The 21,676-nt window shown below is 53.5% G+C and carries 24 protein-coding genes; 9 read left to right on the top strand and 15 right to left on the bottom strand.

Going from position 1 to position 21,676, the window contains the following annotated elements:
* Window positions 1-18: 18 nt before the first annotated feature.
* The 9 genes from iscX to trmJ form a co-directional block, all read right to left on the bottom strand.
* Window positions 19-219, bottom strand: a complete 201-nt coding sequence (gene iscX / locus OQV04_RS00345) for a Fe-S cluster assembly protein IscX (RefSeq protein ID WP_000523616.1) — start codon at window positions 217-219, stop codon at window positions 19-21.
* An 11-nt stretch (window positions 220-230) separates the two neighbouring features.
* Window positions 231-566 (bottom strand): ISC system 2Fe-2S type ferredoxin, encoded by a 336-nt coding sequence (gene fdx / locus OQV04_RS00340; protein ID WP_001124469.1) that lies wholly within the window; start codon window positions 564-566, stop codon window positions 231-233.
* Between the two features lies 1 nt (window position 567).
* Complete coding sequence (gene hscA, locus OQV04_RS00335; protein WP_001196613.1) at window positions 568-2,418, bottom strand: Fe-S protein assembly chaperone HscA; 1,851 nt, start codon at window positions 2,416-2,418, stop codon at window positions 568-570.
* A 16-nt stretch (window positions 2,419-2,434) separates the two neighbouring features.
* Window positions 2,435-2,950, bottom strand: a complete 516-nt coding sequence (gene hscB / locus OQV04_RS00330; protein ID WP_000384413.1) for a co-chaperone HscB — start codon at window positions 2,948-2,950, stop codon at window positions 2,435-2,437.
* A gap of 95 nt (window positions 2,951-3,045) precedes the next feature.
* Window positions 3,046-3,369, bottom strand: a complete 324-nt coding sequence (gene iscA, locus OQV04_RS00325) for an iron-sulfur cluster assembly protein IscA (RefSeq protein ID WP_000028953.1) — start codon at window positions 3,367-3,369, stop codon at window positions 3,046-3,048.
* Window positions 3,370-3,385: 16 nt separating this feature from the next.
* Window positions 3,386-3,772 carry a Fe-S cluster assembly scaffold IscU gene (gene iscU / locus OQV04_RS00320; protein ID WP_032281433.1) on the bottom strand — a complete coding sequence of 129 codons (387 nt, stop codon included), beginning with the start codon at window positions 3,770-3,772 and terminating at the stop codon, window positions 3,386-3,388.
* A gap of 27 nt (window positions 3,773-3,799) precedes the next feature.
* Entirely contained in the window at window positions 3,800-5,014 is a 1,215-nt protein-coding gene (gene iscS / locus OQV04_RS00315) for a cysteine desulfurase (protein WP_001295373.1), read from the bottom strand.
* 111 nt (window positions 5,015-5,125) lie between these two features.
* Entirely contained in the window at window positions 5,126-5,614 is a 489-nt protein-coding gene (gene iscR / locus OQV04_RS00310; RefSeq protein WP_001241357.1) for a Fe-S cluster assembly transcriptional regulator IscR, read from the bottom strand.
* Window positions 5,615-5,884: 270 nt separating this feature from the next.
* Window positions 5,885-6,625 (bottom strand): tRNA (cytosine(32)/uridine(32)-2'-O)-methyltransferase TrmJ, encoded by a 741-nt coding sequence (gene trmJ / locus OQV04_RS00305; protein ID WP_000940019.1) that lies wholly within the window; start codon window positions 6,623-6,625, stop codon window positions 5,885-5,887.
* Window positions 6,626-6,743: 118 nt separating this feature from the next.
* Between trmJ and suhB the strand changes: the two genes are divergently transcribed.
* The 3 genes from suhB to csiE all read left to right on the top strand — a co-directional run bounded on the left by suhB (window position 6,744) and on the right by csiE (window position 10,017).
* Window positions 6,744-7,547: an inositol-1-monophosphatase gene (gene suhB / locus OQV04_RS00300; protein WP_000553451.1), complete on the top strand. Its 804-nt coding sequence runs from the start codon at window positions 6,744-6,746 to the stop codon at window positions 7,545-7,547.
* 144 nt (window positions 7,548-7,691) lie between these two features.
* Window positions 7,692-8,546, top strand: a complete 855-nt coding sequence (locus OQV04_RS00295; RefSeq protein WP_001299515.1) for an alpha/beta hydrolase — start codon at window positions 7,692-7,694, stop codon at window positions 8,544-8,546.
* A gap of 190 nt (window positions 8,547-8,736) precedes the next feature.
* A complete protein-coding gene (gene csiE, locus OQV04_RS00290; protein WP_274446508.1) occupies window positions 8,737-10,017 on the top strand; it encodes a stationary phase inducible protein CsiE in 1,281 nt (426 codons plus the stop codon).
* Here the strand turns inward: csiE and OQV04_RS00285 are convergent.
* Window positions 10,009-11,148 (bottom strand): 3-phenylpropionate MFS transporter, encoded by a 1,140-nt coding sequence (locus OQV04_RS00285; RefSeq protein WP_032281434.1) that lies wholly within the window; start codon window positions 11,146-11,148, stop codon window positions 10,009-10,011. The two genes, csiE and OQV04_RS00285, sit on opposite strands and share 9 nt — an antisense overlap.
* Window positions 11,149-11,307: 159 nt before the next feature.
* Window positions 11,308-12,198, bottom strand: a complete 891-nt coding sequence (hcaR, locus tag OQV04_RS00280) for a DNA-binding transcriptional regulator HcaR (protein ID WP_000423257.1) — start codon at window positions 12,196-12,198, stop codon at window positions 11,308-11,310.
* A 135-nt stretch (window positions 12,199-12,333) separates the two neighbouring features.
* On the opposite strand from hcaR, the gene hcaE reads away from it, so the two are divergent.
* The 6 genes from hcaE to OQV04_RS00250 all read left to right on the top strand — a co-directional run bounded on the left by hcaE (window position 12,334) and on the right by OQV04_RS00250 (window position 17,070).
* Window positions 12,334-13,695, top strand: coding sequence for a 3-phenylpropionate/cinnamic acid dioxygenase subunit alpha (hcaE, locus tag OQV04_RS00275; RefSeq protein ID WP_000211172.1), 1,362 nt, complete (start codon window positions 12,334-12,336; stop codon window positions 13,693-13,695).
* Window positions 13,692-14,210, top strand: a complete 519-nt coding sequence (hcaF, locus tag OQV04_RS00270; protein WP_001276072.1) for a 3-phenylpropionate/cinnamic acid dioxygenase subunit beta — start codon at window positions 13,692-13,694, stop codon at window positions 14,208-14,210. Before hcaE ends, hcaF begins: the two co-directional genes overlap by 4 nt.
* Window positions 14,210-14,530: a bifunctional 3-phenylpropionate/cinnamic acid dioxygenase ferredoxin subunit gene (locus OQV04_RS00265; protein WP_001080102.1), complete on the top strand. Its 321-nt coding sequence runs from the start codon at window positions 14,210-14,212 to the stop codon at window positions 14,528-14,530. Before hcaF ends, OQV04_RS00265 begins: the two co-directional genes overlap by 1 nt.
* Window positions 14,527-15,339: a 3-phenylpropionate-dihydrodiol/cinnamic acid-dihydrodiol dehydrogenase gene (gene hcaB / locus OQV04_RS00260; protein ID WP_001281372.1), complete on the top strand. Its 813-nt coding sequence runs from the start codon at window positions 14,527-14,529 to the stop codon at window positions 15,337-15,339. Before OQV04_RS00265 ends, hcaB begins: the two co-directional genes overlap by 4 nt.
* A 9-nt stretch (window positions 15,340-15,348) precedes the next feature.
* Entirely contained in the window at window positions 15,349-16,551 is a 1,203-nt protein-coding gene (gene hcaD, locus OQV04_RS00255) for a phenylpropionate dioxygenase ferredoxin reductase subunit (RefSeq protein WP_032281435.1), read from the top strand.
* A 96-nt stretch (window positions 16,552-16,647) separates the two neighbouring features.
* Window positions 16,648-17,070 carry a DoxX family protein gene (locus OQV04_RS00250; protein WP_001087250.1) on the top strand — a complete coding sequence of 141 codons (423 nt, stop codon included), beginning with the start codon at window positions 16,648-16,650 and terminating at the stop codon, window positions 17,068-17,070.
* 47 nt (window positions 17,071-17,117) lie between these two features.
* Here OQV04_RS00250 and OQV04_RS00245 read toward each other — a convergent pair whose 3' ends face one another.
* The 4 genes from OQV04_RS00245 to OQV04_RS00230 are packed head-to-tail and all read right to left on the bottom strand — an operon-like array spanning window position 17,118 to window position 21,663.
* Window positions 17,118-17,990 carry an aldose 1-epimerase gene (locus OQV04_RS00245; protein ID WP_032281436.1) on the bottom strand — a complete coding sequence of 291 codons (873 nt, stop codon included), beginning with the start codon at window positions 17,988-17,990 and terminating at the stop codon, window positions 17,118-17,120.
* Between the two features lie 11 nt (window positions 17,991-18,001).
* Window positions 18,002-19,096, bottom strand: coding sequence for a zinc-dependent alcohol dehydrogenase family protein (locus OQV04_RS00240; protein WP_000700809.1), 1,095 nt, complete (start codon window positions 19,094-19,096; stop codon window positions 18,002-18,004).
* A 32-nt stretch (window positions 19,097-19,128) separates the two neighbouring features.
* The gene (locus tag OQV04_RS00235; protein WP_001276664.1) at window positions 19,129-20,127 is read right to left on the bottom strand and encodes an ABC transporter permease; all 999 of its coding nucleotides are present in this window, start codon (window positions 20,125-20,127) and stop codon (window positions 19,129-19,131) included.
* 24 nt (window positions 20,128-20,151) lie between these two features.
* The gene (locus OQV04_RS00230; protein WP_000493510.1) at window positions 20,152-21,663 is read right to left on the bottom strand and encodes a sugar ABC transporter ATP-binding protein; all 1,512 of its coding nucleotides are present in this window, start codon (window positions 21,661-21,663) and stop codon (window positions 20,152-20,154) included.
* Window positions 21,664-21,676 lie beyond the last annotated feature (13 nt).

Raw genomic sequence — 21,676 nt, 5'->3', positions numbered from 1 at the left:
CCCAGGCAGCCCGTTCATTCACTCGGCTTCGTCCAGCCAGACTAACAAAATCGCTTCGAGGATTTTCTCGTTGGATGCCTGCGGGTCGTCGTCGAAATCTTCCAGATCGCAAATCCACTGATGCATATCGGTGAATCGAACCGTTTTCGGATCAAGATCGGGATACGCATCGTACAGTGCTTCGCCAATTTCGCGGCTATCGGTCCACTTAAGTCCCATACTAACCTCTGTTAATGCTCACGCGCATGGTTGATCGTGTAACGCGGGATTTCGACCACTAAATCTTCGTCGGTGACGCGCGCCTGGCAGCTTAAACGGCTTTCCGGCTCCAGTCCCCAGGCTTTGTCCAGCATGTCGTCTTCCTGCTCTGAGCTTTCTGGAAGCGAGTCAAAACCTTCACGAACGATGCAGTGGCAGGTGGTGCAAGCACAGGATTTTTCACAGGCGTGTTCAATCTCGATACCGTTACGCAGAGCTGCGTCGAGAATGGTTTCACCGCTATTAGCTTCCAGAACAGCGCCATCAGGGCAGAGATCCTGATGAGGCAAAATAACAATCTTTGGCATATTAAACCTCGTCCACGGAATGGCCTTTCAGCGCACGACGAACCGACTGGTCCATGCGGCGAGCGGCGAAATCCTGGGTTTGTTTGTCTACGTTTTTAATCGCTTGTTCGATGGCGTCAACGTCATCGCCCTGCGCCACTTCACTCAGGTGAGCGGCAGCATCGTCAATGACCTGACGTTCTGCGGCGCTTAACAGCGCGGCATCAGCAGCCAGCGCGCCGTGCAGACTTTCCAGCACACGCGCCGCTTCTACTTTTTGTTCTGCCAGCATTCGGGCTTTTACGTCCTGCTCGGCATAGCTCATTGAGTCTTTGATCATCGAAGCGATTTCGCTATCGGTCAGACCGTAAGACGGTTTGACCTGAATAGACGCCTCAACGCCGGTGGATTTCTCCATCGCCGTCACGCTCAAAAGACCGTCGGCATCGACCTGGAACGTCACGCGAATATGCGCACCGCCAGCCGGTAGCGCCGGAATACCACGCAGCGCAAAACGCGCCAGTGAGCGGCAGTCCTGCACCAGTTCGCGCTCACCCTGCATTACATGGATAGACATCGCCGTCTGACCATCTTTAAAGGTGGTGAAATCCTGAGCGCGGGCCACTGGAATAGTGGTATTACGCGGAATCACTTTCTCCACCAGGCCGCCCATCGTTTCGAGGCCCAGCGACAGTGGGATCACATCAAGCAACAGCATTTCGCTGTCTGGCTTGTTACCCACCAGAATATCCGCCTGAATCGCCGCGCCAATAGCGACGACTTTATCCGGGTCGATGGAAGTCAGCGGTGGACGACCGAAAAATTCGCCTACCCGTTCACGCACCAGCGGCACGCGAGTAGAACCGCCCACCATCACCACTTCCAGCACTTCATCAGCTTCTACACCCGCGTCTTTCAGCGCGCGACGACAAGCCAATAAGGTTCGTTTTACCAGTGGCGCGATCAGTTCATTGAATTGTTCACGGCTGATTTCGCCCTGCCAGCCCGCAACGTTAACGGTCACGGAGTCCGCATCGCTCAGCGCGATTTTGGCTGCAATGGCGGCATCCAGCAGTTCACGCTGAACGCGGTTATCGCTACGATCAGGAATGCCCGCCTGCTCGCGAATGTAATCCGCCAGCAGATGGTCGAAATCATCGCCGCCGAGCGCGGAATCACCGCCGGTTGCCAGCACTTCAAACACGCCGCGACTTAAGCGCAGAATGGAAATATCAAACGTCCCGCCACCGAGGTCATAAACGGCGATCACGCCTTCCTGACCGGAATCCAGCCCGTAGGCGATAGCCGCAGCGGTCGGTTCGTTAAGTAAGCGCAGGACGTGAAGGCCCGCCAGACGCGCCGCGTCTTTGGTGCCCTGACGCTGGGCATCGTCAAAGTACGCCGGAACGGTGATAACTACACCATCCAGCTCGCCTGCCAGGGCTTCAGTTGCCCGCGCCGCCAGTGCTTTGAGGATGTCCGCAGAAACGCGCACCGGGTTCAGCAGCCCCGCCGCCGTTTCAATCATCGGCAGGCCGTTTTCGCTGGCCTGGAATTGATAAGGCAGATGCGGATAGCGTTGCTGGATATCAGCCAGCGAGCGTCCCATCAGGCGTTTAACAGAACTAATTGTGTTGGCGGTATCGAGCGCTGCATTAGTACGCGCGTCATAACCCACCGAATGCCCTTGCTGTTGATAGTGAACAACAGATGGCAGCAGGTGACGGCCTTCATGGTCGGCTAACGTTTCGGCCTGACCGCTGCGCACTGTCGCCACCAGCGAGTTGGTTGTGCCCAGGTCAATACCGGCCGCCAGACGACGCTGATGCGGCGCAGCACTCAAACCAGGTTCACTAATTTGTAATAAGGCCATGTTTAGCTTCCAGAAATTAAAAATCGAGCAGTTTTTCTTCGAGTTGTTCGGCACTGCTTCGCAGTTTATCGAGAAAACGCAGCTTACGCACGGTATCCGCCGCCGCGTCCCAGGTCTCGTTGTCTAACTGTTCAACCATCAACTGATGGCGGGTATCAAACATCTTTTTCACACGTTTGATAAAGCTTTCCAGCCGCGCTTCATCTTTCGCCTGTTCGATCTCGTCCAGCTCTTCGCGCAGCTCCAACTGTTCCATCAGGAACGCGGTGTCGCGCACAGTATGCTGCTCGCTGGCGAGATCAAAGCCGTGCAAAGAAAGCAAATATTCCGCGCGCATTAACGGATGACGCAGCGTTTGCCAGGCCTGGTTAATGGTTGCAGATTGCTGTACGGCGGCGAGTTGTTCCGCCTGGCTTCCGCTGGCGAATTTATCAGGATGATACTGACGTTGTAGATCCTGAAAACGCAGGCTCAGCGCCTGGGTATCGAGTTGATAACGGGCAGGCAAGCCAAAGAGGGTGAAGTAATCCATAACATTCTCAGGGCTGCGATCCGCCGCGATAACGGCGAATCAGGTAAAACAAACCCCACGCGCAGGCGACCACGGTGGGGTTATCGGTATGCGCATCAAACGTGGAAGCTTTCGCCGCAACCACACTCATCTTTAACGTTCGGGTTGGTGAATTTAAACCCTTCGTTCAGGCCTTCTTTTACGAAGTCCAGCTGCGTACCGTCCAGAAATTGCAGGCTTTTGCCATCGACCACGACTTTCACGCCTTTGTCTTCAAACACGATGTCTTCCGGCGTCGGTTCGTCAACAAATTCCAGTACATAAGCCATACCTGAACATCCGGAGGTTCTCACGCCCAGACGCAGGCCAAACCCTTTGCCGCGGTTAGCCAGAAAGGTATTTACTCGCGCTGCTGCACTGTCGCTCAGTGTAATCGACATAACCAAACCTCAACTCTTATTTTGCTTCACGTTTGCTTTTATAGTCCGCAATGGCGGCTTTGATCGCGTCTTCTGCCAGAATAGAACAGTGAATTTTCACCGGCGGCAGTTCAAGTTCTTCAGCAATATCGGTGTTTTTGATCGCCTGCGCTTCGTCGAGAGACTTCCCTTTCACCCATTCGGTGACCAGGGAGCTGGAAGCGATAGCGGAACCGCAGCCGTAAGTTTTAAAACGCGCGTCTTCAATGATACCTTCATCGTTGACTTTAATCTGCAACTTCATCACGTCGCCACAGGCCGGTGCACCCACCATGCCGCTGCCGATGTTCTCGTCGTTGTTGTCAAAGGAACCCACGTTACGCGGATTCTCGTAATGGTCGATAACTTTTTCGCTGTAAGCCATTATAAATTCTCCTGATTCCGATACCGATTAATGATGAGCCCATTCGATGCTGTTCAGATCCACGCCCTGCTTGTACATTTCCCACAGCGGAGAAAGGTCACGCAGACGACCGATGGATTTACGAACTAACTCGATGGTGTAGTCGATCTCTTCTTCAGTAGTAAAACGACCTAAAGAGAAACGGATAGAGCTATGTGCCAGCTCGTCGTTCAGCCCCAGCGCGCGCAGCACGTAGGACGGTTCGAGGCTTGCTGACGTACAGGCGGAACCGGAAGAAACCGCGAGGTCTTTCAGCGCCATAATCAGCGACTCACCTTCAACGTAGTTGAAGCTGACGTTGAGAATGTTCGGCGCACCGTGTTCCAGGTCACCGTTCAGGTAAACTTCTTCGATATCTTTGATGCCGTTCCACAGACGGTTACGCAGGCCGCGCAGACGTTCCATCTCGGTCGCCATCTCTTCTTTTGCGATGCGATAGGCTTCGCCCATTCCGACGATCTGGTGAACAGGCAGAGTGCCGGAACGCATACCGCGCTCGTGACCACCGCCGTGCATTTGCGCTTCGATGCGTACGCGCGGTTTACGACGCACATACAGCGCACCGATACCTTTCGGGCCATAGATTTTGTGACCGGAGAAAGACATCAGGTCAACTTTCAACTGGCTCAGGTCGATAGGCAGTTTGCCCACGCTCTGGGTTGCATCAACGTGATAGATAATGCCACGAGCACGGCACATTTCGCCGATAGCCGCGATATCCTGCACCACGCCGATTTCGTTATTTACGTGCATGATGGAAACAAGGATGGTGTCGTCACGCATCGCTGCTTCAAGTTCTTTCAGGTCGATAATGCCGTTACGCTGCGGTGCCAGGTAGGTGACTTCGAAACCTTCGCGCTCCAGCTGACGGCAGGTATCCAGTACCGCTTTATGTTCGGTTTTGCTGGTGATGATGTGCTTGCCTTTTTTCTGATAAAAGTTGGCTGCACCTTTGATCGCCAGGTTGTCAGATTCGGTTGCACCAGAGGTAAAGACGATTTCACGCGGATCAGCGCCGACCAGATCGGCAATCTGATTACGGGCGATATCTACCGCTTCTTCAGCCTGCCAGCCGAAACGGTGAGAACGGGAGGCCGGGTTACCAAAGGTTCCGTCCATCGTCATAAACTGCATCATTTTCTCGGCAACACGCGGGTCCACCGGCGTGGTTGCGGAGTAGTCGAGATAAATCGGTAATTTCATTGCTCTATAAACTCCGTACATCACTCAATGCAAGGAACCAGGCTACCGGCTGGATGTACGACCGTGTTTACGGAGTATTTAGCACTCCGGCCTGATTCTGAATTCTTTTTATTAAGCGCGTAACTTAACGTCGATCGCGTCTTGTGTGCGGGTGCGTGGCGCGTCGTGAGTATGCTGACGTCCAGACACATCCAGCACTTCCTGGTTATTAACCAGTTCGCCTAAAGTAATGTTGTTGAGAAAACCGGTGAGACGGTCGCTCAAATCACGCCACAGCGCGTGGGTCAGGCATTTATCGCCGCCCTGGCAGCCGCCTTTACCCTGACAACGGGTGGCATCTACAGATTCGTCAACGGCGCTAATCACTTCGCCAACGGCGATGCTGCTGGCATCTTTGCCTAACAGATAACCACCGCCTGGTCCACGTACGCTGGAAACCAGACCATTTTTACGCAGACGGGAAAACAGTTGTTCCAGATAAGAAAGGGAAATTCCCTGACGTTCGGAAATATCAGCCAACGGTACCGGGCCCGCTTCAGAGTTGAGCGCAACGTCAAGCATTGCGGTCACGGCATAGCGCCCTTTAGATGTCAGTCTCATGTCTTACTTCACCTCAAACTCGCCCCTGCCCGGGGTTTTTTATTGTAAAAGTGGGGGTATTGCATAGCAGGGTCAAGTCTGACATTCCCGAGTAAATTGGTCAACTATTTACTTGACTGATTTAGTCGGGTATTTAACCTTCAGTGCCATTTTTTTATCGTGGCGTTTGTACCTGTTGTCGGATGCGGTGTGAACACCTTATCCGACCTGGGATTCCGTGCACTTACAGGCCTGATAAGACGCGTTAAGCATCGCATCAGGCAACCACTGTTATTCGGCCTTATTACCTTTATTCTGCTGCTCTATAGAAGCCAGAATCCCGCGCAGGATATTCAATTCCTGGCTTTCCGGGCGCGCACGGGTAAACAGACGGCGCAATTTATTCATCACCTGCCCCGGATGGTTTTCACGGATAAAACCGGTTGCCAGCAGCGTTTGTTCCAGATGACCATAAAAACGCTCCAGATCATCGACCAGCGGATACGGCGTCTCTTCATGCTCGACCTGCTCGCCATTTTCCTGAGTTGCCAGCCAGGCCATACGCACTTCATAGGCAATAACCTGAACCGCCATCGCCAGGTTCAGCGAGCTGTATTCCGGGTTTGCCGCAATCGCGACATGATAATGACACTTCTGCAACTCTTCATTGGTCAGGCCGACACGTTCGCGACCAAACACCAGCGCCACCGGGGTATTTGCCGCTTCAGCGACGCTTTTCAGACCGCATTCGCGCGGGTCGAGCATCGGCCACGGCAGCGTGCGGGAACGTGCGCTGGTGCCCACCACCAGGCTACAACCGGCTAACGCTTCGTCGAGCGTATCGACGATGTGAGCATTACCAATCACATCGCTGGCCCCCGCCGCCAGGGCAATCGCCTGGGAGTCAGGTTTCACCAGTGGATTAACCAGCCACAGATTGGTTAATCCCATTGTTTTCATGGCACGGGCAACAGAACCCATATTGCCGGTGTGTGACGTCTCCACCAGCACAATTCGAATATTTTGCAGCATTGTCTTTCTTCGTCTAAAGATTATTCGCGCATCTTATCATAAAACGAAGACAGATGCCGATCTCGCTGCTATACTCTGCGCCGTTTTCCCGTTCTTTAACATCCAGTGAGAGAGACCGATGCATCCGATGCTGAACATCGCCGTGCGCGCAGCGCGCAAGGCGGGTAATTTAATTGCCAAAAACTATGAAACCCCGGACGCTGTAGAAGCGAGCCAGAAAGGCAGTAACGATTTCGTGACCAACGTAGATAAAGCTGCCGAAGCGGTGATTATCGACACGATTCGTAAATCTTACCCACAGCACACCATCATCACCGAAGAAAGCGGTGAACTTGAAGGTACTGATCAGGATGTTCAATGGGTTATCGATCCACTGGATGGCACTACCAACTTTATCAAACGTCTGCCGCACTTCGCGGTATCTATCGCCGTTCGTATCAAAGGCCGCACCGAAGTTGCTGTGGTATACGATCCTATGCGTAACGAACTGTTCACCGCCACTCGCGGTCAGGGAGCACAGCTGAACGGCTACCGTCTGCGCGGCAGCACCGCTCGCGATCTCGACGGTACTATTCTGGCGACCGGCTTCCCGTTCAAAGCAAAACAGTACGCCACTACCTACATCAACATCGTCGGCAAACTGTTCAACGAATGTGCAGACTTCCGTCGTACCGGTTCTGCGGCGCTGGATCTGGCTTACGTCGCTGCGGGTCGTGTTGACGGTTTCTTTGAAATCGGTCTGCGCCCGTGGGACTTCGCTGCAGGCGAGCTGCTGGTTCGTGAAGCGGGCGGCATCGTCAGCGACTTCACCGGTGGTCATAACTATATGCTGACCGGTAACATCGTTGCTGGTAACCCGCGTGTTGTTAAAGCCATGCTGGCGAACATGCGTGACGAGTTAAGCGACGCTCTGAAGCGTTAATGACTCAGGCGGGTGATATCACTCACCCGCCCTCGCCTTTCAGGCGCTATTCCGAAATACTTCCTCACCGCTTTACTTTCTTTCGTCACTCTCCCACCATCTTTCCCCGATTAATGGATGATAAAGAAGTCGCAAGGAAAGGTTATGGCACTGCCAGTGAACAAACGCGTTCCCAAAATTCTGTTTATTCTCTTTGTTGTTGCCTTCTGCGTTTATTTAGTGCCGCGCGTTGCCATCAACTTCTTCTATTATCCTGACGATAAAATTTACGGTCCCGACCCCTGGTCGGCGGAATCCGTCGAATTTACGGCTAAGGACGGTACTCGTCTGCAAGGCTGGTTTATCCCTTCTTCGACGGGCCCTGCTGACAACGCCATCGCAACCATCATTCATGCTCACGGCAATGCCGGAAATATGTCCGCCCACTGGCCGCTGGTCAGTTGGTTACCCGAGCGTAATTTCAACGTTTTTATGTTTGATTATCGCGGTTTTGGTAAATCAAAAGGCACGCCGTCCCAGGCCGGATTGCTGGACGATACGCAAAGCGCCATCAATGTGGTGCGCCATCGCAGTGATGTAAACCCACAACGGCTGGTGCTGTTCGGGCAGAGTATTGGCGGGGCGAATATTCTTGCTGTTATTGGTCAGGGTGATCGTGAAGGCATACGTGCGGTGATCCTCGACTCCACATTTGCCTCTTATGCAACCATCGCCAACCAGATGATCCCCGGCAGTGGCTACTTACTTGATGAGAGTTACAGCGGCGAAAATTACATCGCCAGCGTCAGCCCGATCCCGCTTTTACTCATTCACGGTAAAGCTGATCACGTTATCCCATGGCAGCACAGCGAAAAGTTGTATAGCCTGGCAAAAGAGCCAAAACGGTTGATCCTAATCCCGGATGGCGAACACATTGATGCTTTTTCCGATCGTCACGGCGATGTTTATCGCGAACAGATGGTGGACTTTATCCTTAGCGCGTTGAATCCGCAGAACTAACCCATGATCGCTAGCACGATAATCATTCACAAAACCACCTTAAGACATGCTAACCCACTGGTCAGAACAGTTTAAGATGAGAAAAATTCTGTGACGCTTGCCAACATTTCTGATGATTAGCATTCCCTTCGCCATTTCCCTGAGCAAACTTTAGCTATTCTTATCAATTATGCTTATGGGAGATCTACAGATGATGCCTACGCTTGCTCCACCATCTGTCCTTTCGGCTCCCCAGCGCCGCTGCCAGATCTTGCTGACGCTCTTTCAGCCGGGGTTGACCGCCACCATGGCAACCTTCAGCGAGCTTAATGGTGTGGATGATGATATTGCCAGTCTTGATATCAGCGAAACAGGACGGGAGATCCTGCGCTATCATCAACTCACACTGACGACTGGTTATGACGGTAGCTACCGGGTTGAAGGTACAGTGCTTAACCAACGTTTGTGTTTATTTCACTGGCTACGACGTGGTTTCCGTCTGTGTCCGTCATTTATTACCAGCCAATTCACCCCCGCCCTGAAGAGTGAACTGAAGCGGCGCGGAATTGCGCGTAACTTTTACGACGATACCAATCTACAAGCGTTAGTGAATCTCTGCTCCCGACGGCTGCAAAAACGCTTTGAATCGCGCGATATTCATTTCCTGTGTCTGTATCTGCAATATTGTTTGCTGCAGCACCACGCTGGAATTACGCCTCAGTTTAATCCGCTCCAACGTCGCTGGGCGGAATCCTGCCTTGAATTTCAGGTAGCACAGGAAATTGGACGCCACTGGCAGCGTCGGGCGCTCCAGCCTGTACCACCTGATGAGCCACTGTTTATGGCACTACTTTTTTCCATGTTGCGGGTTCCCGATCCCTTGCGGGATGCGCATCAGCGGGACAGACAATTGCGTCAGTCTATCAAACGTCTGGTAAACCATTTTCGTGAGCTGGGAAATGTTCGTTTTTATGATGAACAGGGGTTATGTGATCAGCTTTATACCCACCTCGCCCAGGCGTTAAATCGCAGTTTGTTTGCCATCGGTATTGATAATACCCTACCGGAAGAGTTCGCCAGACTGTATCCACGCCTGGTACGCACCACCCGCGCGGCGCTGGCCGGATTTGAAAGTGAATACGGCGTCCATCTTTCTGATGAGGAAAGTGGTCTGGTCGCGGTGATTTTCGGTGCCTGGCTAATGCAGGAAAACGATCTGCATGAAAAACAGATTATTCTACTGACCGGGAATGATAGCGAGCGAGAAGCGCAGATTGAGCAGCAGTTACGCGAATTAACGTTACTGCCGCTCAACATTAAACATATGTCGGTAAAGGCATTTTTGCAGACAGGCGCTCCGCGTGGCGCGGCACTGATTATTGCTCCTTATAACATGCCGTTACCGCTCTTTTCACCACCGCTGATCTATACGGACCTGACACTGACAACACATCAACAGGAGCAGATCCGCAAAATGCTCGAATCAGCATGAGGGAACAACTTTCGGGCGCAAAAACATTGCCGGAAACGCCACCAGCGCCATCACCCAGAACACGCCGTGGCCCAGATATTGATACAGGAAACCGGCGAAAACGGTCATGATAGCGATACTGCCGCCCATCGCGACGGCAGAGTAAACCGCCTGTAAACGGATGACTTCGCTACCCTGGCGAGCGGCAATATAGCGCATGGCGGCCAGGTGGCAGACCGTGAAGGTGCCGCAATGCAGAATTTGCACCACTATCAACCACGGCAACGCCGTAGTTGCTCCCATAATGCCCCAGCGCACTACGCCGCAAATCGCCGAGATCAACAGCATATCGCGTGCACTACAACGGCGGAAAAGTTTATTACTCAGTGCAAAGATAATGACTTCCGCCACCACGCCCAGCGACCACAAATACCCCACCGCCGAGGCCGAGTAGCCAGCTGCCTGCCAGTAAATGGCGCTAAAACCGTAATAGGCCGCATGCGCCCCCTGCAATAAACAAACGCAGGCCAGAAAGCGCCAGTTCTGGCGAACCAGCGCCAACCACGCTGACCAACCGGTGCTCTCCTGTTGGCGGCTTGCCCCTTGTGGCTGAATCGTCGGACGGATGAGAAAGCCGAGCAGCATGGATGCCACGCCCAACGTCAACAGCACGAGGATCACCCGATAATCAAACATAGTGACCAGTTTGCCCGTCAGCGCCGAGCCAATGACAAACGCCACCGAGCCCCACAGTCGCACTTTGCCGTAATCAAGCGGGAACTGCTTTTGCCACGTATTCGCCAGTGCATCGGTCAACGGTACCAGCGGTGAGAAAAAGAGGTTAAAGCCAATCATCACCAGCATCAGCCACGCTACGTGCGCCCCCGCCCAGAAGGCGACAGCAAAGATAAGTGTCAGCACTGCCAGCACGCGCAAGGCGGAAATCAGGCGGGAAGGATCGCTGACGCGGGGCGCGATGAGCAAACTCCCGAGAAAACGGGCAACCAGACCTGCCCCCAATAACAGGCCGATGGTTTCTGGCGTTAAACCAATCCCTTTAAGCCAGACGCTCCAGAAAGGTAGAAAAATGCCGTAACTAAAAAAGTATGTGAAATAGCCGAGCGCCAACCAGCGCGTGGATTGCAAAACCATGAGTCCCTCCCGTCAGGAGGCGTTAGTCTGGAGTTAATCGAATGTTGGTGCAAGTTGAAAAATAAGAATATTCGAGCCTGCTTCCCGATGTCTGTAACGCCAGTTCACAAGCACTCAAAAACTGCGATCCGTGACGCATGTTGCAAAGATAATGTGTAATTATGCCGTTACGCTTGCCAAACGTTCCTGCACAATGGCGATGAAATCGCGTAATGCCGGCTTCATCTCCCCTTTCTTCCACGCCATCAGTAAAGCAATGGAAGGCACATTTCCGGCAATGGGACGAAAAACAACCTGCCCGGTATTAAAATTATTCATATAACCGGGTATCAAAGTGACGCCCAGCCCCATGCCCACCAGATTCATGGTCACCAGAATATTCGTTGCCACCTGGACGATATTTGGCTGGCTATTTTCTTGCGCAAACCACGCTTTAACGATCGGCGCAAGCGAACCGGAATACGCCGGATCGGTACTGACGAAATTCACGCCATCCAGTTGCGCGGCGGTGATCTCTTTTTCATGTGCTAAAGGGTGATCAACCGGTAACACCACCACTAATGGTTCGTCAAAAAGCTCCAGATAATCAATCTCCGGGCTATAAACAGGATGGCGCATTAAGCCGACGTCGAGTTCACCACGGCGAATTTTTTCCTCCTGTTGCGTGGTGATTAAACTCACCAGCTCAATCAAGGTGTCTGGCTGTCTGAGACGAAACATCGGTAATACTTTTGGCAGTAAATTCACTTCCGCCGATGGCACAAAGCCAATGGTTAATTGTCTGTCTTCCTGAACAATTTTCCGCGCCCGTAATTTGGCATTTTCCGCTTGTTCGAGGATTGCCAGCGCGTCCTGGAGAAAACATTCTCCCGCCGCCGTCAACGCGACTTTGCGCTTATCCCTCACCAGTAACGGAACACCGACACAGTTTTCAAGATCGCGGATCTGGCTGCTTAACGAAGGCTGTGAGGTATGCAGTTTTTCCGCCGCACGGGTAAAGTTCAGTGCCTGCGCCACTGCGACGAAATAGCGTAAATGCCGTAGTTCCATCACCTTCCCCTTGTTATCGAAAAAACGTCTCAGCTGGTAGAAATTAACTATTTCACATATTAGCAACCAACCAGCAACATCCTTATGGCACAAAAATAGAAGGTCAATACATCTTATCTTTCAGGATTAAAAAATATGACCACACCCTCAGATTTGAACATTTACCAACTGATTGACACCCAAAACGGTCGGGTCACTCCGCGTATTTATACCGACCCGGACATTTACCAACTGGAGCTTGAGCGTATTTTCGGTCGTTGCTGGCTATTTCTCGCCCACGAAAGCCAGATCCCAAAACCCGGTGATTTCTTTAACACCTACATGGGAGAAGATGCAGTTGTCGTGGTGCGTCAGAAAGACGGCAGCATCAAGGCGTTTCTCAACCAATGCCGCCACCGGGCCATGCGTGTGAGTTATGCAGATTGCGGCAACACTCGCGCCTTTACCTGCCCGTATCACGGCTGGTCTTATGGCATTAACGGCGAGTTGATCGATGTACCGCTGGAACCTCGCGCCTACCCACAAGGGTTGTGTAAATCCCACTGGGGGCTAAACGAAGTTCCTTGTGTGGAGAGTTATAAAGGGCTGATTTTTGGCAACTGGGATACCAGCGCACCGGGCCTGCGTGATTACCTGGGTGACATTGCCTGGTATCTGGATGGCATGCTGGATCGTCGCGAAGGCGGCACCGAAATTGTCGGCGGCGTACAAAAGTGGGTGATCAACTGCAACTGGAAATTCCCGGCAGAGCAGTTCGCCAGTGACCAGTATCATGCTCTGTTCAGCCATGCTTCTGCCGTTCAGGTATTAGGGGCGAAAGATGATGGCAGCGATAAGCGCCTCGGTGATGGACAAACCGCCCGCCCGGTGTGGGAAACCGCCAAAGATGCGCTGCAATTTGGTCAGGACGGTCACGGTAGCGGTTTCTTCTTTACTGAAAAACCGGATGCTAATGTCTGGGTCGATGGCGCAGTTTCAAGCTATTACCGCGAAACCTATGCCGAAGCAGAACAACGTTTAGGTGAAGTTCGCGCCCTGCGCCTGGCGGGTCATAACAATATTTTCCCCACGCTTTCATGGCTCAACGGCACTGCCACGCTCCGCGTCTGGCATCCGCGCGGCCCTGATCAAGTCGAAGTGTGGGCGTTCTGTATTACTGACAAAGCCGCCTCCGATGAAGTTAAAGCCGCTTTTGAAAACAGCGCCACTCGTGCTTTTGGTCCTGCTGGTTTTCTCGAGCAGGATGACTCGGAGAACTGGTGTGAAATCCAGAAATTGCTTAAAGGCCACCGCGCCCGCAACAGCAAACTGTGTCTGGAAATGGGGCTTGGTCAGGAAAAGCGCCGCGACGACGGCATTCCTGGCATTACTAACTATATCTTTTCAGAAACTGCCGCTCGTGGAATGTACCAACGCTGGGCCGATCTTCTGAGTAGCGAAAGCTGGCAGGAAGTGCTCGATAAAACCGCCGCTTACCAGCAGGAGGTGATGAAATGAGTGCGCAAGTTTCACTAGAGTTACATCACCGCATTAGCCAGTTTCTCTTTCACGAAGCCAGCTTACTGGACGACTGGAAATTTCGTGACTGGCTGGCGCAGCTCGACGAAGAGATTCGTTACACCATGCGCACCACGGTTAACGCGCAAACACGCGACCGTCGCAAAGGCGTCCAGCCACCGACAACCTGGATTTTTAATGACACCAAAGACCAGCTGGAGCGGCGAATCGCCCGTCTGGAAACGGGCATGGCATGGGCAGAAGAGCCGCCGTCACGCACCCGCCACTTAATCAGCAACTGCCAGATAAGCGAAACCGACATCCCAAACGTATTTGCCGTGAGGGTGAATTATCTGCTTTATCGGGCACAAAAAGAGCGCGATGAAACGTTCTATGTCGGGACTCGTTTTGACAAAGTTCGCCGTCTGGAAGATGACAACTGGCGCTTGCTGGAACGGGATATCGTCCTGGATCAAGCGGTAATCACTTCCCATAACCTGAGTGTACTGTTCTGATGAATCGAATTTATGCGTGTCCCGTTGCGGATGTGCCGGAGGGTGAGGCTCTCCGGATCGATACCTCGCCCGTCATCGCCCTGTTCAACGTTGGCGGCGAGTTTTATGCCATTAACGATCGTTGCAGCCATGGTAATGCGTCGATGTCAGAAGGGTATCTGGAAGATGACGCCACGGTGGAGTGCCCGCTACACGCCGCCAGTTTTTGCCTGAAAACGGGGAAAGCGTTATGCCTGCCCGCCACCGATCCGCTCACCACTTATCCAGTACACGTTGAAGGTGGTGACATTTTCATCGACTTACCGGAGGCGCAGCCATGAGCGATCTGCATAACGAGTCCATTTTTATTACCGGCGGCGGATCGGGATTAGGGCTGGCGCTGGTCGAGCGATTTATCGAAGAAGGCGCGCAGGTTGCCACGCTGGAACTGTCGGCGGCGAAAGTCGCCAGTCTGCGTCAGCGATTTGGTGAACATATTCTGGCGGTGGAAGGCAACGTGACCTGTTATGCCGATTATCAACGCGCGGTCGATCAGATCCTGACTCGTTCCGGCAAGCTGGATTGTTTTATCGGCAATGCGGGCATCTGGGATCACAATGCCTCACTGGTTAATACTCCCGCAGAGACGCTCGAAACCGGCTTCCACGAGCTGTTTAACGTCAACGTACTCGGTTACCTGCTGGGTGCAAAAGCCTGCGCTCCGGCGTTAATCGCCGGTGAAGGCAGCATGATTTTCACACTATCAAATGCCGCCTGGTATCCCGGCGGCGGTGGCCCGCTGTACACCGCCAGTAAACATGCCGCAACCGGACTTATTCGCCAACTGGCTTATGAACTGGCACCGAAAGTGCGGGTGAATGGCGTCGGCCCGTGTGGTATGGCCAGCGACCTGCGCGGCCCACAGGCGCTCGGGCAAAGTGAAACCTCAATAATGCAGTCTCTGACGCCGGAGAAAATTGCCGCCATTTTACCGCTGCAATTTTTCCCGCAACCGGCGGATTTTACGGGTCCGTATGTGATGTTGGCATCGCGGCGCAATAATCGCGCATTAAGCGGTGTGATGATCAACGCTGATGCGGGTTTAGCGATTCGCGGCATTCGCCACGTAGCGGCTGGGCTGGATCTTTAAGGAAGCACGATGAAAGAAAAAACGATCATTATTGTCGGTGGCGGGCAAGCGGCGGCAATGGCTGCGGCCTCGCTACGCCAGCAAGGGTTCACCGGTGAGCTGCATCTGTTTTCCGATGAGCAACATCTTCCTTATGAACGCCCCCCGCTCTCGAAATTCATGTTGCTGGAAGATTCCCCACAGTTGCAGTCTGTGTTACCCGCTCACTGGTGGCAGGAAAACAATGTTCATCTGCATTCCGGTGTAACCATCAAAACATTGGGTCGCGACACACGAGAGTTAGTGTTAGCCAACGGCGAAAGCTGGCACTGGGATCAGCTTTTTATAGCAACCGGCGCGGCAGCTCGACCGCTGCCGTTGCTTGATGCACTGGGAGAACGCTGCTTTACCTTGCGCCATGCCGGTGATGCCGCCAGACTGCGAGAAGTTCTGCAGCCAGAACGGTCAGTCGTAATTGTCGGTGCCGGAACTATTGGTCTGGAACTGGCTGCCAGCGCCACGCAGCGCAGATGTAAGGTGACAGTGATTGAACTGGCGGCAACCGTTATGGGCCGTAATGCACCACCGCCCGTGCAACGCTATCTTTTACAGCGCCATCAACAGGCTGGTGTGCGCATTCTGCTCAATAATGCCATTGAACATGTGGTCGATGGTGAAAAAGTAGAACTGACGCTGCAAAGTGGCGAGACGCTTCAGGCCGATGTGGTGATTTACGGTATTGGTATCAGCGCCAACGAGCAACTGGCTCGCGAGGCCAACCTTGATACTACCAATGGCATTGTCATTGATGAGGCTTGCCGCACCTGCGATCCCGCGATCTTTGCCGGTGGCGATGTGGCAATCACTCGTCTTGATAATGGTGCACTACACCGCTGCGAAAGCTGGGAAAACGCCAATAACCATGCGCAAATTGCCGCTGCCGCAATGTTAGGGCTACCGCTTCCGCTACTGTCGCCGCCGTGGTTCTGGAGCGATCAGTACAGTGATAACTTACAGTTTATTGGCGATATGCGTGGCGATGACTGGCTTTGTCGTGGCAACCCGGAAACTCAGAAGGCGATTTGGTTTAATCTGCAAAACGGCGTGCTTATCGGTGCGGTAACGCTGAATCAGGGACGTGAGATTCGCTCAATCCGCAAATGGATCCAGAGCGGCAAAACGTTTGATGCGAAACAGCTGACAGATGAGAACATCGCGCTTAAATCACTGTAACCAGGATAATTAGCGAATATCTCAACGCCTGGGGCGTGGCGAGGTACCAGAGTGTGTATTACGTTTAAATCACATTATCTTGCAAAGGGATTGGTTATGAACTCACTACGTTATTTTGATTTTGGTGCTGCCCGCCCCGTTTTGTTATTAATTGCCCGTATCGCCGTGGTCCTAATTTTCATTATTTTTGGTTTTCCCAAAATGATGGGCTTTGACGGTACGGTCCAATATATGGCCTCGCTGGGCGCACCGATGCCGATGCTGGCAGCGATTATTGCGGTAGTTATGGAAGTGCCCGCCGCGATATTAATCGTGCTTGGCTTTTTCACCCGTCCGCTGGCGGTACTGTTTATTTTCTACACGCTGGGTACGGCGGTGATTGGTCACCATTACTGGGATATGACCGGCGATGCCGTCGGGCCAAATATGATTAATTTCTGGAAGAATGTCAGTATCGCTGGCGCGTTCTTGCTATTGGCAATTACCGGGCCGGGGGCAATTTCTCTCGATCGCCGTTAGGAAAGATGCCGGATGCGGCGTGAACGCCTTATCCGGCATTTTATAAATTACAGCCACTCTACCCGCAACGACATCTCTGAGGTTGTTGATTCCCCCGGCGCAAGCGCAATGAGGTCCCCCCCTTCCGGGCGATGATGGTCATCCGGCGCATGGCTCATCGGCTCCAGACAGAAGAAATCAAACGCATATCCTTTATCAAACGCCGGGTCGGAAACAAAGATGAAATAACACGGTGCGGGTGGCGTCGTTTCTATGATGATGGCATAACCCTCCTGCGGCTGCTCGATGCGGGCCTGACCATTCCATCCGGCAAAACCATTGTTCACCCACTGGCGCGGCAACGGCGCGAGCTGGTTAAAATCCAATTCTTGCGGTAGCTGCTCGCAAAACTCACCCGCCAGCCACTGCTCCCGCTCCAGCCAGTAACCGCTCGCCTGTGCCTGAATCCGCGTTTGCGGCGACAACGGAAAATAAGGATGCCAGCCGGTACCAAATGGCAGCGTCTCTGCCCCTTGATTGGTGACAGAGAGCGTCACCGTCAGCGTATCCGCCGTTAAATGAAACGCCTGACTTACCTGATAGTGATAGACACCGCTGCGATGTTCATACACCAGACACAAACTATCATCGCTGTGCGAGACACATTGCCACTGCCCCAGCCAGCCGTCGCCGTGCAGATAGTGCTCATCCCATTCAACATTCGGTTGCAGTTGATACTCACGCCCCTGCCAGACAAAACGGTTACCGCTCACCCGGTTTGCAAATGGCACCAGCGGAAAACAAGAGGCATCGGTTGCCACACCGCTTTTTTTACCAGGACGTAAGAGCGGCGTCGTATCGCGCCAGAAGCCTTCGATTACGCCGCCCTGGTCAGAAACGCCCAGCTTTAGCGACCCGTGGGATAAGGTATAGATGGTCATCCGCTAACTCCTTAATCCGGGAAGTTAATCACAACTTTCCCGCATTTGCCGCTCGCCATCAGCGCATAGGCATCACCTGCCTGTTCCAGCGAGAAGCGATGTGTAATGGCGTTACGCGGCCACAGCTTCCAGTCAGTCAAATCGTGGGCGCATTTTTCCATATGGAACAGACTGGTCACCCAGGAGCCAATAATCCGCCGTTGATGGTGCATCAGATCGGCGCTGACCTCGAATTCCACTTTTCCGGTTTCACCAATGTAAACCACCCGCCCCCAGTCAGCAGTGGATTGCAGTGCCAGCAAGCGACCTGCGGCATTACCGGAACAATCGAGCGCAACATCCGCGCCACCGTGGGTAAGTTCAGCAATTATCTGCGGCAGACCTTCGGTGGTCGCTAAATAACCGTGATCCATCACCCCTAACTGTTTTGCCATCGCCAGACGTTCCGGCAGCATATCAACGCCGATGATCCGTTTTGCACCGCGACCTTTCGCCAGCATCATCGCCATCATGCCGACCGGCCCCAGACCGACCACCAGCACGTTATCGCTGCCGGAAACTTCGCCGCGCAAAATCCCTTCATAGGCCGTGCCAACGCCGCAACTGATAAACGCACCATCTTCGTAGCTCAGCGCATCCGGCAGGAGGATCAGATCTTTTTCTTCCGCCAGCAGATATTCGGCATGACCGCCGTCACGCTGCCAGCCGTAAGCCGCTTTTCCTTTGCCAGTACAAGAGATAGGAAAGCCGCGGCGGCAGTTCGGGCAAAAACCACAGCCAGAAATGTGATACACCAGCACGCGATCACCCTCTTTAAAATGGCGGCAGCCTTGCCCCATCGCCACAATCTGCCCGCACGGTTCATGACCGTTGATAAATCCCTGGTACAACGGTTTATCGGGTGCCGCCGCCGTAGCGCGGTGCTGGTGGTAGATATAGTGGACATCGCTTCCGCAAATTCCGGAGGATTTCATTTTGATCAGTACCTGGTTAATCCCCGGCGTCGGCACTGCAACTTCCCGCAGATCGACGGTCGAATTTCCTGGTAAATAAGCTGCCAGCATCGTTTTCATAAATCCCTCATTAACAATACGATTAATTTTCATCCCTGCCGCACCCGCGCCAGGGGCGTTAAGGTTTAGCGTTTCGCTTTACTGCTACGCTGGGTCAGCAAGATATTCGCCAGCACCGCCACCACGATGATGACGCCGCGCACCACCTGCTGGAAAAAGGAGTTAATCCCGAGCAGCACCAGACCGTTACCGATTAGCGTAATCACCAGTACGCCAAGCAGCGTACCGAACAACGAGCCGCGACCACCGGAAAGCGCCGTACCGCCGACCACGACCGCGGCGATGACGTCAAACTCCAGACCGTTTGCGGCACCTGCGTTACCGGAACCGAGGCGCGCCGCCAACAAAATGCCGGTCACCGCCGCTAATAATCCCGAAAGGGTAAAGATAAGAATGCGTACCCGACGAACGTTAATACCGCACAACTGCGCCGCCGTGGCATTACCGCCAACGGCAAAAACCGAGCGCCCGAAGGCGGTTTTGCGGCTAATGAACACAAACAGCGCAAACAGCACCATCATGATCAGCGCGGATACCGGCACACCGAGAAATTGTCCGCCCAGCCAGTCCAGCACCTCGTTTTCGTCAATCGGCACTGGCAGGGCGTTGGTCATAAACAAGCCCATTCCGCGCAGGGCGCTCCACAGCCCCAGCGTGGCCACGAAACTTGGCACGTTAAACACGCCACGCAGCACCCCGGCGAGCGTTCCCATCAGCGCGCCTAACAGCAACACCAGCAGACAAGCAATCGCCAACGGAACTTCAAATTGCAGCAAAAATGCCAGGCACACCGAGACAAAAGCCACCATCGGCCCAACGCTGACATCAATTTCACCGGAGATAATAATCAGCGTCATCGCCCAGGCGGCAATCCCAATGGTGGCGGCATCGCGCAGCACGTTCATCTGGTTATTCAATGAGATAAAGCCAGGCGCGTTCAGGGAGAAGACCAGATAAAGAATGGCAATCACCACCAGCAAACCGATCTCATTAATATGGCGACTGACAAATTGTTTGAGCGAGACGCTCTTGCCCTGCGGCAATGGTAATGACGAAGCAGACATCTTCAGGTTCCTCGGTAAAATTCATCAGTGCACAGACAGAATGGCGGACATCAGCTCATCCACATTGACCGGAGCGTGAAACTCCTGCGAGAACGTGCCGTGCTGTAATAACAGGATGCGGTCACACACCAACGGCAACTCCTCCACTTCACTGGAGATAAACACCACGCTTTTTCCTTCGGCAGCCAGCTCACGGACAATACGGTAAATCTGCTGTTTGGCTTCGATATCGACGCCGCGCGTTGGCTCGTCGAGCAACAAAATCTGGCTGGCGGCATAGACCCAACGACCGATCACTACTTTTTGCTGATTGCCGCCAGAAAGCGTGCCGATGGGCGTTTCGCTACTGGCGGCCTTGACCGTCATCCGCTGCATCACTTCTTCGGTCAGGCGGCGGATGGTGGACCATTGCAGCACTCCGTTGGCGCTGATTTTTTGCCGATTGGTCAGCACTGTATTTTCGTCAACGCCCAACCAGGGAATGATCCCCGCTTCTTTGCGGTTTTCTGGCGTATAGCCAATGCCGCGTTTCAGCATGTCGCCGTAATCGGGGCGCGTGATTTTCTCGCCGTTGATAACAATTTCGCCCTGTTCATACGTCTCCAGCCCAACAATCGCCTTCAGCAATTCACTGCGCCCTGCCCCCAGCAGACCAGCAATGCCGAGCACTTCGCCACGACGTAGCGTAAAGCTGATATCCTCCAGCTTGGGCTTATGGCGTAACGCACGGACTTCCAGCACGGCCTGATCCACAATTTCCTGAGGTGCAACCGGCGCAATATCAACGTGATCGCGCCCTAGCATTAGCGACACAATATGATGCGTGGAAGTGTTTTCGAGCATCACATCGCCAGCCACCTGCCCGTCGCGCATAACGGTGGCACAGGAGGCAATGCGGCGAATTTCTTCCATCCGGTGGCTGACATAAATCACCGCCACGCCCAGTGCTGACATCTTTTTCACCGCTCTGATCACCAGTTCAACTTCCGCACTCGCAAGCGAACTGGTAGGTTCATCAAGAATGACCACGCGCGGCTCGCCCTTCATCACCCGCGCAATTTCCACCAGCTGCTTATGCGCCGGGCTTAGTGTTGAAACAAGTTGTTCAGGACTAACGTCAACGCCCAGCGCCTGTAAGCAACGTTGGGCATCCTGCGCCATTTGCAGGTAATCAATCATGCCGTTGCGGCGGGGCCACTGACCGAGGCAGAGGTTTTCCGCCACCGTCAGCCCTTCCACCAGACTTAACTCCTGATAAACCGCGCGTACCCCCAGTTCAGCGGCACGGCGAGTCAGCGTAGCTTCGTCACCTTCCAGTCGCGTCTCGCCAATCCAGATTTCACCGCTATCCGGACGTTCACTGCCGGTAAGCATTCGAATGAGGGTCGATTTGCCCGCGCCGTTTTTGCCTAACAGCGCACGAACCTCGCCTTTATTGAGCGTGAAGTTAACGTTATCCAACGCAACGACGCCGGGATAACGCTTATTTCCTGCCACCACTTTTGCTACCGGGACTGCCTCTGTTGCCGTGAACATAGGGACCTCTGCG

It is taken from the genome of Escherichia sp. Lx600-2, assembly GCF_036662595.1.
GTDB lineage: Bacteria > Pseudomonadota > Gammaproteobacteria > Enterobacterales > Enterobacteriaceae > Escherichia > Escherichia coli.
Note: the sequence above shows the minus strand (reverse complement) of the source record. Positions and strands in the feature narration are given on the sequence as shown.